This is a genomic window from Marinobacter shunpengi, assembly GCF_045449695.1.
Lineage (GTDB): Bacteria > Pseudomonadota > Gammaproteobacteria > Pseudomonadales > Oleiphilaceae > Marinobacter.
The window spans coordinates 58,001-71,921 of sequence record NZ_JBJJKZ010000017.1 but is presented as its reverse complement, the minus strand read 5'-3'; the positions used below and the strand labels follow the sequence as shown (position 1 = coordinate 71,921).

General features: G+C 61.8%; 17 protein-coding genes. 5 read left to right on the top strand and 12 right to left on the bottom strand.

Features of this window, described 5'->3' with window-relative positions; all coding sequences use genetic code 11:
- Positions 1 to 67: 67 nt before the first annotated feature.
- The 7 genes from ACJO2E_RS15565 to ACJO2E_RS15535 form a co-directional block, all read right to left on the bottom strand.
- Positions 68 to 862: a hypothetical protein gene (locus ACJO2E_RS15565; RefSeq protein ID WP_406965021.1), complete on the bottom strand. Its 795-nt coding sequence runs from the start codon at positions 860 to 862 to the stop codon at positions 68 to 70.
- A 29-nt stretch (positions 863 to 891) separates the two neighbouring features.
- Positions 892 to 1,335, bottom strand: a complete 444-nt coding sequence (locus ACJO2E_RS15560; protein ID WP_406965020.1) for a hypothetical protein — start codon at positions 1,333 to 1,335, stop codon at positions 892 to 894.
- A gap of 84 nt (positions 1,336 to 1,419) precedes the next feature.
- Positions 1,420 to 1,905 (bottom strand): hypothetical protein, encoded by a 486-nt coding sequence (locus ACJO2E_RS15555; protein ID WP_406965019.1) that lies wholly within the window; start codon positions 1,903 to 1,905, stop codon positions 1,420 to 1,422.
- 39 nt (positions 1,906 to 1,944) lie between these two features.
- Positions 1,945 to 2,748, bottom strand: coding sequence for an enoyl-CoA hydratase-related protein (locus ACJO2E_RS15550; protein WP_406965018.1), 804 nt, complete (start codon positions 2,746 to 2,748; stop codon positions 1,945 to 1,947).
- A gap of 78 nt (positions 2,749 to 2,826) precedes the next feature.
- Positions 2,827 to 3,234: a DoxX-like family protein gene (locus ACJO2E_RS15545; RefSeq protein WP_406965017.1), complete on the bottom strand. Its 408-nt coding sequence runs from the start codon at positions 3,232 to 3,234 to the stop codon at positions 2,827 to 2,829.
- Complete coding sequence (locus ACJO2E_RS15540; RefSeq protein ID WP_406965016.1) at positions 3,227 to 3,661, bottom strand: thiol-disulfide oxidoreductase DCC family protein; 435 nt, start codon at positions 3,659 to 3,661, stop codon at positions 3,227 to 3,229. The genes ACJO2E_RS15545 and ACJO2E_RS15540 overlap by 8 nt, the downstream gene beginning before the upstream one ends.
- 3 nt (positions 3,662 to 3,664) lie before the next feature.
- A complete protein-coding gene (locus ACJO2E_RS15535) occupies positions 3,665 to 5,554 on the bottom strand; it encodes a monovalent cation:proton antiporter-2 (CPA2) family protein (protein ID WP_406965014.1) in 1,890 nt (629 codons plus the stop codon).
- 147 nt (positions 5,555 to 5,701) lie between these two features.
- On the opposite strand from ACJO2E_RS15535, the gene ACJO2E_RS15530 reads away from it, so the two are divergent.
- On the top strand, positions 5,702 to 6,373 hold the full coding sequence (locus ACJO2E_RS15530; protein WP_406965013.1) for a class I SAM-dependent methyltransferase: 672 nt from the start codon (positions 5,702 to 5,704) through the stop codon (positions 6,371 to 6,373).
- A 40-nt stretch (positions 6,374 to 6,413) separates the two neighbouring features.
- Here ACJO2E_RS15530 and ACJO2E_RS15525 read toward each other — a convergent pair whose 3' ends face one another.
- Positions 6,414 to 7,049 (bottom strand): MBL fold metallo-hydrolase, encoded by a 636-nt coding sequence (locus ACJO2E_RS15525; RefSeq protein ID WP_406965012.1) that lies wholly within the window; start codon positions 7,047 to 7,049, stop codon positions 6,414 to 6,416.
- A 170-nt stretch (positions 7,050 to 7,219) separates the two neighbouring features.
- On the opposite strand from ACJO2E_RS15525, the gene soxR reads away from it, so the two are divergent.
- On the top strand, positions 7,220 to 7,672 hold the full coding sequence (gene soxR, locus ACJO2E_RS15520) for a redox-sensitive transcriptional activator SoxR (RefSeq protein WP_406965011.1): 453 nt from the start codon (positions 7,220 to 7,222) through the stop codon (positions 7,670 to 7,672).
- A gap of 20 nt (positions 7,673 to 7,692) precedes the next feature.
- Here the strand turns inward: soxR and ACJO2E_RS15515 are convergent, their stop codons facing one another.
- A complete protein-coding gene (locus ACJO2E_RS15515) occupies positions 7,693 to 8,598 on the bottom strand; it encodes a LysR substrate-binding domain-containing protein (RefSeq protein ID WP_406965010.1) in 906 nt (301 codons plus the stop codon).
- 119 nt (positions 8,599 to 8,717) lie between these two features.
- Between ACJO2E_RS15515 and ACJO2E_RS15510 the strand changes: the two genes are divergently transcribed.
- Entirely contained in the window at positions 8,718 to 9,416 is a 699-nt protein-coding gene (locus ACJO2E_RS15510; protein WP_406965009.1) for an FMN-dependent NADH-azoreductase, read from the top strand.
- Between the two features lie 62 nt (positions 9,417 to 9,478).
- Here ACJO2E_RS15510 and ACJO2E_RS15505 read toward each other — a convergent pair whose 3' ends face one another.
- Complete coding sequence (locus tag ACJO2E_RS15505; protein ID WP_406965008.1) at positions 9,479 to 10,432, bottom strand: helix-turn-helix transcriptional regulator; 954 nt, start codon at positions 10,430 to 10,432, stop codon at positions 9,479 to 9,481.
- 132 nt (positions 10,433 to 10,564) lie between these two features.
- Here ACJO2E_RS15505 and ACJO2E_RS15500 point away from each other — a divergent pair, with 132 nt between their 5' ends.
- Entirely contained in the window at positions 10,565 to 11,200 is a 636-nt protein-coding gene (locus ACJO2E_RS15500) for a glutathione S-transferase family protein (protein ID WP_406965007.1), read from the top strand.
- Positions 11,201 to 11,303: 103 nt separating this feature from the next.
- Positions 11,304 to 12,083 (top strand): SGNH/GDSL hydrolase family protein, encoded by a 780-nt coding sequence (locus ACJO2E_RS15495; protein ID WP_406965006.1) that lies wholly within the window; start codon positions 11,304 to 11,306, stop codon positions 12,081 to 12,083.
- Here the strand turns inward: ACJO2E_RS15495 and ACJO2E_RS15490 are convergent.
- Both ACJO2E_RS15490 and ACJO2E_RS15485 read right to left on the bottom strand, forming a co-directional pair.
- Positions 12,073 to 12,456, bottom strand: coding sequence for a RidA family protein (locus tag ACJO2E_RS15490; protein ID WP_406965005.1), 384 nt, complete (start codon positions 12,454 to 12,456; stop codon positions 12,073 to 12,075). The genes ACJO2E_RS15495 and ACJO2E_RS15490 overlap by 11 nt on opposite strands.
- A 98-nt stretch (positions 12,457 to 12,554) precedes the next feature.
- Positions 12,555 to 13,838 carry an NAD(P)/FAD-dependent oxidoreductase gene (locus ACJO2E_RS15485; RefSeq protein ID WP_406965004.1) on the bottom strand — a complete coding sequence of 428 codons (1,284 nt, stop codon included), beginning with the start codon at positions 13,836 to 13,838 and terminating at the stop codon, positions 12,555 to 12,557.
- Positions 13,839 to 13,921: the final 83 nt, after the last annotated feature.

Genomic DNA, 13,921 nt, shown 5'->3' with positions numbered 1-13,921 from the left:
CCAGTCTGACCTGATTCGCCGGGCCCGTGTTAATCGATGCCCGGCGAAGCTCAGGGACAACACCAGCCTAAGGCGTCACTCTCGATGGTCTGGCATTGCCATTCCTTACCCTTACAGAACCGTCCGGCAAAACCTCTATCGGCACCCTCCCATTCACAAAGCCGGGATCCAGGAATCGGCTCTTAAGCCTCACCCAGGTTTCTCCCTGCCTGGCGGGCTTTATGGAACTGAGAGCCGAAGGAAATACGGGATTCTCTGCTCCGACGGGAACATATTGAGTCGGAAACAGGATTGGGGTCGTCGTCCGGTTCTGATACCCGGAAAATCCATCTGGCGTGTGCTCGTCCCAGATCCGGTAGCTTTCGTCCACCGGCACCTCACCACACAGCCTCCGCATCCTGTCCTGCGAAATAGCCCGTGCGGCACTGTAGAAACCAATCACATTGGAGACCAGATCCTCGGTACTGAAACTGCTGCCGCCAGAAACCAGGGAAAAAGGAAAAGTGCCCTGGAGTTTTTCGAAATCAAAGGAGGCACTCAGGTAAATGGCAAGACCAACACTTTCCAGTTCGGCCTGGGAGAGCCCCTTCTGGATGACCCAGTGACGTCGGGAGGAAACCCGAATTCCCAAAGCCCCCATTTCCTGACCATATCCGATCACGAAAGCCGGCTTGCCATTCAAAGTCACGTCTACCGAGTTGAGCAACCCATTGTCTGCCGTTTGTCCCTTCAGCTTGTTCAATAATCCAAGGGCCCCATCCGGCAATGCATGCCCCCAGTCAACCCACCCACAATGATAGGTGTAACTTAATCGTCGCCAGCCCGTCGGCTGTGTTGGTTCTATATCGGCTCGATCGGTCATTCTGAAAGTCCTTTTCTGAACACGGTGGGTTAGATAGCCCTGACGGACAACTGCACTTCACAACCAGAGTCATTACAACTCGGCGAGAAGATCACCGAATATCGACGCTCTTCCTGCTTCACGCACAGCAGCTCAGGATCCATGGACTGGAGGCTGTCGTCAGGGAACTGGAAGTTGTTGCGCTCACACAGGCGCTGATAGTGGGATTTTATGTCAAGCAGGTCGCTTTCATCAGAGACAGAGAAGCGCAGAGTCGCGATTTCAGGCAGGGTTCCTTCCGGACCGGTAACCTCGATATCACCGGACCGATGGTATGACTCCGGAATGGAAAACGTTTCCAGTGCGTCCCTTGCCGGAGAGTCTGGGAAAAACTCAACCGTGTAAGAACTGAAGGTGAAGGTTGGTCCCAGCGTAAAGAAAAGTGCAAAAGCAACTACCAGGACGGCTATGCTGCCGTATATAACTTTTTTCATGTCCGTATGACTTCCGTATCCTGAATTAAGATCACTGAATCAATGATCGGAGCGTATCAAAGGCACTATAGGAAACCTATTAATTCACGGCAATTCCTCAAAGACCTCAAGCAACTGTCTGGCCTTCGAATCGGACTGATCAAACTCGCTGACAAACTCATCCAGCAGGCTGTCCTCGGAACGGGAACGGTAGATAAAGATACGGTCCAATGGTGACTTCTGACTGTCGCCTCTGAAAGCCACCGACGGCAGTGCTTGCTCGCTGGCGGGTCCCGGGTAGAACCTGAACTTCAGGTTGCGCACCGGCTCACTGTCCTCCAGCGGCCCGGTCTCCATATAGAGGAGTTCCCAATAAGCCAGGAGCAACCCGGTTTGCTCCACCTCACCACTGAAATCGATGAAATCCGGATTGGCTTCTTTCCGGTCGTATGTAAGTTCACTCTCTTCCGGAATACTGACTTCCAATCGACTTTTCTGCCCAGCTGTCGCAACCTGCATGGAAGCCATTCCGGCGATTACGAAAAGGGTTGAAGCCAAGAAAAGAGGTAGTTGGTACTGGCTGAGCCTCATCCCTGAGTCACTCCTCTGAAGGTGAACGAATCCCATGTTTCATTTTTTCGCCATGGACTCCAACATCCGGTTCACCGCCTCCAGGTGTTCCGGCTCGTTGTGGCACATGCCCTGGAATACGGCGCAGACATCCAGGAATTCCTTCAGTTCCATGCGCTGGGCCATCTTCATCAGGCGTTTGGTGAGGCGGGTGGCTTTCGGGGGCTGGGCGGCGATGCGGGTGGCCAGTTTCAGGGTGTTGGGCAGCAGCTCGTCTGCCGGGACGACTTCCATAACGATACCCAGTTCCTTCGCTTCGGTGGCTTCCACCACGCGGCCACTGAGGGTCAGTTCGAAGGCCCGCTGGTAGCCAATCAGCCGCTGCATGAACCAGGCACCGCCATCGCCGGGGATGATGCCGAGGTTGAGGAAGGTCTCGCCGAACTTCGCCTTCTCGGAGGCGATACGGATGTCGGCCATGTTGGCCAGATCGAAGCCGGCACCAATGGCCGGGCCGTTGACCGCGGCAATGATGGGCACTTCCACTTCCTGCAGGGCCAGGGGGATGCGCTGGATGCCCTTGCGGTAGCGCTCTGCACACTCCGCCACATCGCCGGCGAAATCGCCGCCCCGGTCCGCCATGTCTCGGACATTGCCGCCGGCGCTGAAGGCAGACCCGGCGCCGGTGATTACCAGCACGGAAACCTCATCGCAGTGGTTCACCCAGTCGGCGGTGGTGACAATATCGTCAATCAGGTTCGAGCCGGTGAGGGCGTTGCGCAGGTCATGGCGGTTCAGCGTCAGCGTGGCGACGCGGTTTTCCAGTGTCAGCAGGGCGTCGGTCAGTTGGGGGACGTTGGTCATGGAAGGCTCCTTGTTGAAGGCTTTTACCCGGGAGCACCGGGATTGATGATGGGACAAGGATAAACCACCCGCCGGAGATTATCTTTTCTTGCCGCTGGCCCCGGCCTCCACCCGCCGCAACTCCACAAGGGCAATCACCGACAGCGCGAACACGGCCAGATTCACCGTGGTGGCGTTGAAAGCGGAGACCAGGAACTGGCTGGCCATCACCACCGTGAACAGGTACAGGCCCGCAATGAACACCGCAGACACGGCGTAGGGCCAACGCTGTCGATGGAGCAGCAGGATGGACAGGCCCAGGAGCACTTCCACAGTGCCCGCGATGTAGGAAATCACCGGCGCCTGTTCGGGTGTGAACCCCGCCAGCACATTCATGCTCAGCTCATCGGCGTGGGGCCCCAGCCACTTCGGAACGATCCCCTGGTAGATCCAGATAAAGGCGAGCGAGCACCGGCAGATCGTCAGGACAGGCGTAGCGCTATTCATCCAGGAAGCGGCTCCTGTGGTCCGGGGTTAGTACCAGGCAGGTGTCGTACCTACCGAACAGCCGGTAGCGATTGCGGGCAATACGGTCGTAGAGCCAGTCGCGGATCGGGCCAGGGATAACCCGGCCTACCGCCCCCAGCCGCCAGGGCATGGGTAAGCTCCCCAGGATACACAGGATGGCATCAGAGCGGACATGGACCCGCCCGTTGCGGATCAGCACCAGGGTTTCATACTGATCCGTGGGCATACCGCACCACTCCAGCAACGCCTGCCCCTGGGGCGACTGCACCGATGCCAGGCGGAACCGGCGCTGGTGGTCATGGCGGATCAGGAACTTTGCCCAGCCGTTGCAGAGCTTGCAGACGCCGTCGAACAGCACAACCTGGTCGTCACTGCCCACACCGGGCGGGACCTCACTATCCGTCATACCTCAGTCTTCCTTTGGTGGTGTCCATACCGGTACATCCTCCCGGCTGGGTTCGTCCCAGTCGCTCTGCATGATACCGCTGAGGGTTTCTTCCAGTTTCATGAACAGTTCACCATAGCGGGAACTGAAATGGATGCCTTCCTCGATTTCCTTCCAGGCCTCATAGAGTTCGTCCTGATGGGCCTCCTCGTTCTGCTGGAAGGCCCAGGTCATCTGCCTTGACCGCAAGGGGTGCACGCCCAGGGCCGTCATGGCATGACCACCCATCTCAAGGGCGGAATGGTAGGTTTCACTGATCACATCGTCGGCCCCGGCCTGTCGCAGCCGGTAGCTGTGCCCCCGGTCGAAGGCCCGGGCCAGCACCCAGACCCCGGGGTAGAACTGCTTGACGTGCTCCACCATGCGGATAGCCCGGTCCGGATCGTCGATCGCGATTACCAGCAGCCTTACCTGGGCGATGCCGGCCGTCTCCAGCAGGTCGGACCGGCTGGCGTCGCCGAAATAACTGCGGATGCCAATGCGCCGCACGTTCTCGATCTGTTCGATCTCGTGGTCCAGCACCACCGCCGGAATATTATTGGCCCGCAACAGACGGCAGACGATCTGACCAAACCGCCCCACCCCGGCAACAATCACCGGGGCCTGTTCATCGATGGTGTCCGCCTGGCGTTCCTCATTGGTCACCCGGCGGTAACGGGGCAACACCACCCGATCGTAGAGGATGAACAGCAGGGGTGTCAGGAACATGGACAACGCCACCACCAGCGACAGGATCTTGGCCAGCTCCGGTGGCACCACCGAGTTCTGCACGCTGTAGGTCAGCAGCACAAAGCCGAACTCACCGGCCTGGGCCAGCCCCAGGGTGAACAGCCAGCCGTTGCTGCCGCGAATACCGAAAAGCATCGCCAGCACCAGCAGCACCAGTGCCTTGACGGCAATCACCGCCGCCCCCAGCAACAGGACCAGCCCCCATTCCTCCGCCAGCACGGCAAAGTCGATCCCCGCCCCGACAGTGATAAAGAACAGGCCCAGCAGCAGTCCCTTGAAGGGCTCGATGTTGGCTTCCAGTTCATGGCGGAATTCGCTGTTGGCCAGCACCAGCCCGGCCAGGAAGGCGCCCAATGCCGGGGACAGGTTCACCAGGCTCATCAGTGCGGCAATACCGATCACCAGCATCAGCGCCGTGGCGGTGAACACTTCCCGCAGCCCCGCCTGGATGACATAACGGAACAGCGGCCGGCTCAGGTAGTAACCCCCGACAATCACCGCCGCAATCGCCCCAATCACCACCAGAGCATGAGCCCAGCCCGGCAGATGATCCACCAGGCTCAGACCACTGCCATGCCCACCACCGTCAGCTGGCCCACTGCCCATCAGTTCCGGCAGGGCCAGCAACGGCACCAGCGCCAGGATGGGAATCACCGCGATGTCCTGAAACAACAGTACCGAGAAGGCGCTGCGACCACCTTCGGACTTCGCCAGCCCCTTCTCGTTCAGGGTCTGCAACACGATGGCCGTGGACGACAGCGCAAAGATAAACCCGACGGTCAGCGCCGTCTGCCACACCAGCCCGGCCCAAAGGCCGATGCCCATGCCGGCGGCTGCGGTCAGGCCCACCTGCAGGCCACCCAGCCCGAGCAACTTGCTGCGCTCGGCCCAGAGTGCCTTCGGGTCCAGCTCCATGCCCACCAGGAACAGCATCATCACCACGCCAAACTCGGCGAAATGCTGGATGGTGGTGGTCTCCTGCCCCACCAGACCGGTCACCGGCCCGATGATCACGCCAGCCACCAGGTAACCCAATACCGACCCAAGCCCGAAACGGGCGGCCAGCGGTACGGCAATTACGGCGGCAATCAGGTAGATAAAGGCCTGGATGAAATAGGCGGTCATGGTGGGCTCCGGAGTTGCGGCTGAAACTGGATCATAGCGGAAGCGTTAGTGTCCCGTTGACCCTATTTGTAGCAATATAAACACAAAACGCCCGAAACTTCGGTTTTGTGTTTATATTGCTACAAACACTCTCAGAAACAACAGCGTATGGCTTATCTCGCCGACAACACCATCCCCCAAAGCTGGACCACCAACGCCGACGCCTGGACCCGGGCCGTCCGTAGCGGCTCCATCGAAAGCCGTGAGCGGGTCACCAATGCCGCCATCGTGGACGCGGTGCTGGGCTGCCATCCGGGCCGTGTGCTGGACCTGGGCTGTGGCGAGGGCTGGCTGGTGCGGGCGTTGGCGGCGCAGGGTGTCCAGGCGGTCGGCGTGGACGCTTCCCCGGGATTGATTGAGGCCGCGAGGGCCAGCGGGGGCGGTGAGTTCTTCCTTGGAAGTTACGAAGAGCTGACCCGACACCCCGGGCAGATCCCCGGCCCCTTTGACGTGATCGTCGCCAACTTCGCCCTGCTACAGGAACACCTGTCGCCGCTGCTCAGGGCGGTCAGCGTCCTGCTGACGCCACGGGGGCGACTCATCATCCAGACCGTCCATCCCGGCGGTGTGGAGCAGCCGCAACAGGAGGGCTGGCGACAGGAGGACTTCCGCAGCTTCGAGGGCGACTGGCAAGCCATGCCCTGGTACTACCGTTCGCTGGATAGCTGGACGCAACTGCTGGGGGAAAGTGGCTATCAGTTGGAGGAGATCCGCGAGCCACTCCATCCGGATACCTGTCAGCCACTTTCCCTGATACTGGCCGCCAGCCCCCTGCGCTGATCCCGGAACGACGGCCCACCATATTAACCAGGACGGGATTCTAGGTATTGAGCTGCACCAGGGCCGATTCCACCTTCCCTGACCACTCCTCCGGGCGCATCTCTTCGTACCCGGCCTGGCCGCCGAAGGCACTGCCGATCGCCACGTCGGGCGTCAGTTCCTTCAACAGCGCCAGGCTGGTGGCAAGGGTCTCCCGGTCGCTCATGCCGTCGATGTAGCCCGGCTTCCAGGTGCCGTCGTCCCCCCGGTACAGGGTGTCCCCGGTGAACAGGTAGCGTTTTCCGGTCGGCGAGGCCACCAGGAAGCAGGTGCTGCCTGGCGTGTGGCCAGGTGTCGGAATAACCTCGATGTTATCCAGCAGCACTTCGCGGCGATCGAACAGCCGGTCCGGGGTCCGGATCTTCGCGAATTCATCCCGCTCCCTTTCGTGGCCGCCCAGTTGTGTCCCGAAACGGTCACGCAGCTTGAGGATGGACGCGCCCAGTTCATCCTGATGGCTCAGCAACTGCCAGTCAGCACCGCCCAGTTCGGCGATAGCATCCCGTTCATGGTCGTGGCCCGTGTTGTAGAACAACACATTGCCGCTATCGCGGGTCAACAGGTAGGCGTGGGTGGTCAGGCCCGGGAATGGGCTTTCCACATCGGTTTCCCAGAGGTCGGCAAAGATCTGTTTCATGACAGGCTCCTTATGGTTTGGCCAGTGAAGGTGGACCTATGCTGGAACCTCAACCAAACTTGAGGTAAACCGTTCCGGCGCTTGTGTTTTTCTATGGCAAAGATAGCCCGTCGCTATACCCGCGCCAGAGAACACATCAGTCAGCCATCAATGACAGGAGGAAGGCTATCGTGGCCAGACAACTTAACCGTCAACTCAGTGTGGGAGAGGCTGCCCGGCGCAGCGGTGTGGCGGTCTCCACCCTGCATTTCTATGAGCAGAAGGGGCTGATCACAAGCTGGCGGAACGCCGGCAACCAGCGTCGCTATCACCGGGATGTCCTGCGACGGATTGCGGTGATCAAGGTCGCGCAGCGCCTGGGTATCTCCCTGGCGGAGATCGGCGAGGCGCTGGCCTCCCTGCCCACGGAACGTGCGGTGACCGCGGATGACTGGCAGCGGCTCTCCGAGCAGTGGCGGGCCCGGCTGGACCACCGCATCAACCTGTTGATGGGGCTACGGGACCAGCTCAGCGACTGCATCGGGTGCGGGTGCCTGTCCATCGAGGCCTGCCGCCTGCGCAACCCGATGGACGAACTGGGGGATGAGGGACCGGGTGCGCACCTGCTGGAGGGAAACGAATGAACGTCGGGACGCTCCGGTAACTACCGGGTCTCCGGGCACAGGCCACCCGGCACCGTCATCACCCAGTCCCGGACAGCCTGGATGGTGGGGTCGTCCCGCCGGTTTTCCGGGTAGACCAGGTGGAAGGCCTTCCCCGGCAGTTCCGGACCAAAGGGCTGCACCAGACGGCCCTCCCTCAGTTCATCCTCAATCAGCTCGCGACCGATCAGCGCCACCCCCTGAGCACCGATGGCGGCGGCGATGACGTGGGTTTCGTCGGAAAACACCAGCCCCGCGCTCACATCCAGCCCCGGCACCTTCGCCTGCTTCTGCCAGCTGGGCCAGTCCATGGGGGCAACCACGATGTTCTGGGGGTGGAAGTGGATCAGCGGATGGTTGGGCAGGTCGGCCACGTCCGTGAGGTTCAGGTACGGGCTGCAGGCGGGCACGAAGGTGTTATCCATCAGTTTTTCCGCCACCAGCCCGGGCCAGCGGCCGTCGCCGTAACGGATGGCCAGGTCCGCCGTTACCCCGTCCAGGGGCACGGCCTCATGGCTGGCGTGGATGCGCAGATCGATATCCGGATGGGACTCCCGCAACAGGCACACCCAGGACAGCAGCCAGCGTGAGGCAATGGCCGGCGTGGTGGAGAGGGTGACCGTCCGGCGGGTGGGCGCGGCCTTCAGGCGCTCAACCACACCGGCGATGTTATCGAAGGCGGCTTCCAGCGCCTGCTGCAGTTCCCGGCCCTGGGCGGTCAATTCCAACTGCCGGGGCTTGCGCACAAACAGGGCGATGCCCAACGCATCCTCAAGCCCCCGGATCTGGTGGCTGATGGCGGTGGCGGTCACCGACAGCTCCCGGGCCGCCTGTTTCGCGCTCTCGTGGCGGGCGGCGGCTTCAAAAGCCCGCAGGGCGGAGAGGGAGGGTAATCGTCGGGTGCTCATGGATGAATCCAGCTCATCTATAGGTCGAAAAAATCGTCGTTTGTCGGCCTATCAAGTATGGGGATACGCTGAATTCGCTGTCAATCACAGATGAATTCAGATTACCAAAGGAGCCTGACATGACCCATATCCTGCAACTGGACGCCAGCGCCCGCCCCGGCTTTGCCGGCATCGACGAGCATGGCTCCCACAGCCGCGCCCTCACCCACCAGTTCGTCACCCGGTGGCGTGCCCGCCGCCCGGGGGACACGGTGACTCACCGGGACATTGGCCTGACACCACCGTCCTTTGTCAGCCATGACTGGATTGCCTCCGCCTTCACCCCGACGGAACATCAGCAACCCTGGATGGCCGACGTGCTGGCGGAAAGCGACGAGTTGATTGATGAACTGATTGCCGCGGATATCCTGGTGATCGGCGCACCGCTCTACAACTTCGGCATGCCCGCCGCCCTCAAAGCCTGGGTGGACCTGGTGGTACGCATGGACCGCACGGTGGCGTATGACGAAACCAGGCCGGAAGACCCGTTTACCCCGCTGCTGGCGGACCGGCCCCGTCACGCGGTGATCCTCTCCTCCCGGGGAGGCGTCGGTTTCGAGCCCGGCGGTGAAATGGCCCACCTGAACCACCTGGAACCGGGCCTGACCACGGTGCTGGAGTTTATCGGGATCACCCGGATCCATCGCATCGCGGTGGAGAACCAGGAAGCCGGCGGTGAGTTGTTGGCCGAATCGGTGGCGAAAGCGGAGCGCCAGGTGGCGGCGTTGGTGACGAACCTGCAGGCGACCATTCAGGAAGCCACCACCGAGCCGGCATGACGAAGACCTCTGCCGACACCTACCAGGGTGTCGGGCAATGGCGGCCAGCGCACCAGGGACGATCAGCAGGCCGCCAGCAATGTCTGTGCATGGCGGCGCAATGCCTCCTTTAAGCCTTCCGGCGCCAGGATGGTGAAGCGGACGGGCAGTTGCGACAGCCACCAGGCAAACCATTCCAGGCTGTCGGTGTAGGTGTTCATCAGCAGCCCGTCCTCATGGGCCTCGAACTGGCCGGAACACTCCGGGATAAAGGTACCCAGGGCCGACAGGGTCCTGCGATCGGTATGCAGCAACACGGATACTTCGTGGTCCTGCCCCCAGGAGGACAGGCTGTCCTGCAGGAAGGTCGCCGGATCGAAGTCCGCTGGCCGGCGGAAGGTCTCGGGGCAGGCCTGCACCTGATCAATCCGGTCCAGCCGGAAGGAACGCATGGCCTGGCGCAGGTGGCAGAAGCCGATCACATACCAGCGCCCCTGGCGGAACACCACGCCATAGGGGTCGATGATCCGGTCGATCATGCCACGGTCCGGGGAGTGGTAGCGGAATGCCACGCGCTGGCTATCCTCCGCCGCGCTGGTCAGGGTCAGCAGGGCGTGGTCATCCAGGCTGGGCTCGCCCCGGGGCAGGATCACCCGGGTGGTGTCGCGCACCGCCCGCACCCGGCGCTTGAGGTTGTCCGGCATTACCCGCTCCAGCTTGGCCTCGACCCCGGCAATGGCGGGGGCGTAGGCCGCCAGCCCCAGTTGTCGGGCCGCCAGCAAACCCAGGGCAATGGCCAGGGTTTCCTCGTCGGTGAACATCATCGGCGGTAGCTTGAAGCCGGCCACCAGGCTATAGCCGCCATAGCGCCCCTGCTCCGTGGTTACGGGAATGCCCAGTTCCTCCAGCACCGCGATATAGCGGCGCACGGTGCGGCGGTCCACCTCCAGGCGTTCCGCCAGCTCGGCGCCGCTGATCTGGCGGTGGGATTGCAGTAACTCCAGGGCGGCCAGTACACGCGTCGTGGGTCCCGACATAATTGCCATCCTTTTCCGGGCCAATGATGAAATTTTGATGATCCCACTTATCTAGGACCGATTCTCTCCTAATTCCAGCCTAATCTGTTCCTGCACGCAGTAAACGCCAAAACCAAGGAAGAGGAAATCGTCATGTCAGAACTCACGTTCTACACCAATCCCATGTCCCGCGGTCGGGTCGTACGCTGGATGCTCGAAGAACTGGCCATACCCTATGAGACCGAGATCCTGGACTTTGAAGGGGCCATGAAGACGCCCGAGTACCTGGCCATCAACCCCATGGGCAAGGTGCCCGCCATCAAACACGGTGACACCGTAGTCACCGAGGTAGCCGCTATCTGCACCTACCTGGCCGACCAGTTCCCGGACAAGGGCCTGGCACCACCGGTCAACAGCCGGGAACGGGGACCCTACTATCGCTGGCTGTTCTTCATGGCGGGACCGTACGAGATGGCCACCAGCGCTGCGGCGTATGGCTGGCGCATCGATGACGACAACGTGCAGGCCGTGGGCTGTGGCCGTCTGGAAGACGTTATCCAGACGCTGGAACAGGCCCTCCAGAAAGGCCCCTACATCTGCGGGCAGCAGTTCACCGCCGCTGATATCCTTGTCAGCAGCTACCTGTGGTGGGAGATGATGCAGAAGAACCTGCCGCCCAACGAGGTGTTCCAGGAGTACACCAACCGCATGGATAGCCGGCCCGCCGCGAAGCGGGCCAATCAGTTGGATGATGAGCTGGTGGAGCGGATGAATACCGCCACTGCCTGAGCACCACCACACCATCCACGGTTCGCCAGCGGTCCGTGGATGGTGTGGCTCCGACCAGATCCCAACCGACCACCCTCACTTGATCTGCCGCCGCAGCCATAGCATGCTCTGGCAGGAAACCGCCTCAACCTGTTCACGGGACCAGCCCATGCACCTGCCCTTCTGGCTGACCACTGCCGGCCTGTCGCCCCTGCTGATCTATCAGGGCCGAAACGTCCGTCGCAACATCGTCCGGCTTCCCGAGGCCGGTGGCGATCCTTCCGGGCAGTACGGTGAGGGAACGCCGGACCGACGGGTGCTGGTGATAGGCGAGTCCACGGCTGCCGGCGTTGGCGTGCAACGCCATGACCAGGGCCTGGCGAGTCAGCTTGCCCGGCTGCTCCATGAACGCAGCGGTGAGACCGTTACCTGGCACACCTGCGGCATCAACGGCGCAACCCTGGCCGAATTGATGGATAACCTGCCGCTGGAAAGCTTGCCGCAGGCGGATGTGGTCCTGCTGAGCATGGGTGTCAACGACACCACCGGCTTCACGCCACGCCACCGGTTCCGGCAACGATTGCTGGCGTTACGGAAAATGCTGAAAGACCGCTACCCGACACCCCTCGGCCTGCTCAGCGTGCCGCCCATGCATCGGTTCACCGCGTTGCCCTCGCCACTGCGGCAGATGATGGGCTGGCGGGCGCGGCAGTTGGACAGAGTCTATCAATCACTGGTGAGGGAACAGCCCGGGGACTTTATCTACCTGCGTTATGCAGCGGTCACCGATTCCTCACTGCTGGCAGAGGATGGCTTCCACCCGGGAGAGACAGGTTATCGCCTGATGGCTGAATCCATTGCGGACCAGTCCCTGCATTATCCCCAAACGGGTGTCAGCCCCTGACTCTTGCAGTGACCTCAATCTCCAGCTTCATGGCGTCATCCAGCAGGCCGGCCACAAACATGGTGGCAGCGGGACGGGACTCGCCCAGGTACTTCTGGAAGACGGGCCAGCAGGGCTCGAAGTCGGCCCGGTCCGGGAAGATGTAGTGGATGCGCACCACATCGGCGAAGCTGCTGCCCGCCTGTTCCAGTACCTTGCCGATGTTGCGGAAGCACTGCTCGGCCTGCTCCACCGCGTCGTCGGAGATGGTCATGGTGTCGTAATTGAAGCCGGTGGTGCCGGACACGTACACGTAGTCCCCATCAACGACAGCGCGGGAATAGCCGATCTTGGACTCGAATTCAGAACCGCTGGAAATCAGTGTTCGACTCACGGTGGAGATCCTTTCAACAGAGGAGAAAAAGCCGGGTAACCCGGACAGGCGATTCTAGTCCATCGTCCAGGTTTCGGAAATCCTGTAGCCAGCCGGAGTCAAACGCCCAGCTGGTCTCGCATGGCGTAATACCACGCCCCGACGGCGGTGAACGGCACCCGGAACAGGCGCCCACCGGGGAATGGGTAGTGAGGCAGGCTGGCGAAGGCGTCGAAGCGGTCCGACTGCCCCTGGATCGCCAGAGCTAGCGCCCTGCCGGCCACATGGGTAAAGGTGACACCATGGCCCGAGCAGCCCTGGGAATAGAATACGTTGTTCTGCAGGCGCCCCATCTGGGGCAGCCGTGACAGGGTGAGCAGGAAGTTGCCGGTCCAGGCGTAGTCCACTTTCACATTGGCCAGCTCCGGGAAGGTCTTGAGCATATTGGGCCGGATCAGCCGCTCGATATTGGCCGGGTCGCGTGCGCCGTAGACCACACCGCCGCCATAGATCAGCCGCCGGTCACCGGAGAGGCGGAAGTAGTCCAGCAGGTAGTTGCAGTCTTCCACGCAGTTGTCGTCCGGCAGTAAGCGGTTGGCAACCGCCTCATCCAGCGGCTCGGTGGCAATGATCTGCGAACCGCAGGGCATGGACCTGGCGCCCAGCTCCGGCACCAGCCCGCCCAGGTAGGCATTGCCCGCCAGCACCACGAAGCGGGCGCTCACTTCTCCCTGGGCAGTTCTGACCATTGCTCGCTGGCCGTGGCTAATACCTGTGACTTCGGAATGCTCGTGGATCACCCCGCCCAGGGACTCCAGCGCAGCGGCCTCTCCCAGGGCCAGGTTCAGCGGGTGGATATGGCCGCCGGAGTGGTCAATGGCGCCACCCACATAGCGGTCGGTGCTGACACGGGCATGGATACCCTCCCGGTCCAGCAGTTCCAGCTGGTCATGGCCAAATCGTCGCCACAAGGCCTGCTGTGCTTCCAGATGCTTCTGCTGACGCGGGTTGAGGGCCGCGAAGATGCCGCCATCCTTCAGGTCACAGGCAATGTCGTAATCCCGCACCCGCTGGCGGATGATCCGGCCGCCTTCGAATGCCATCTCCGCCAGCAGGCGCAAGTGGTCCGGTGTGGTCTGACGCTCGATGGCGTCCAGGTCACGACTGAAACTGTTGACGATCTGGCCGCCATTGCGGCCGGACGCCCCCCAGCCCACCGTCGCCGCCTCCAGCACCACTACCCTGAAGCCCGCCTCCGCCAGAAACAGGGCCGTGGACAGACCAGTGTAGCCGGCGCCTACCACACAGACATCCGCCTCGCTCCGGCCCTCAAGGGGCGAACGTTCCGGTGCAGGATTGGCAGAGGCGGCGTAACAGGAAGGAACCGGAGGGTAATGGGTCATGGATCAGCGCCATCAGGGACGATATTGCGGCAAGTCTATGCCAGCGCCGGGCACGCGGGAAGACACGTTCTTCTACCTATAGC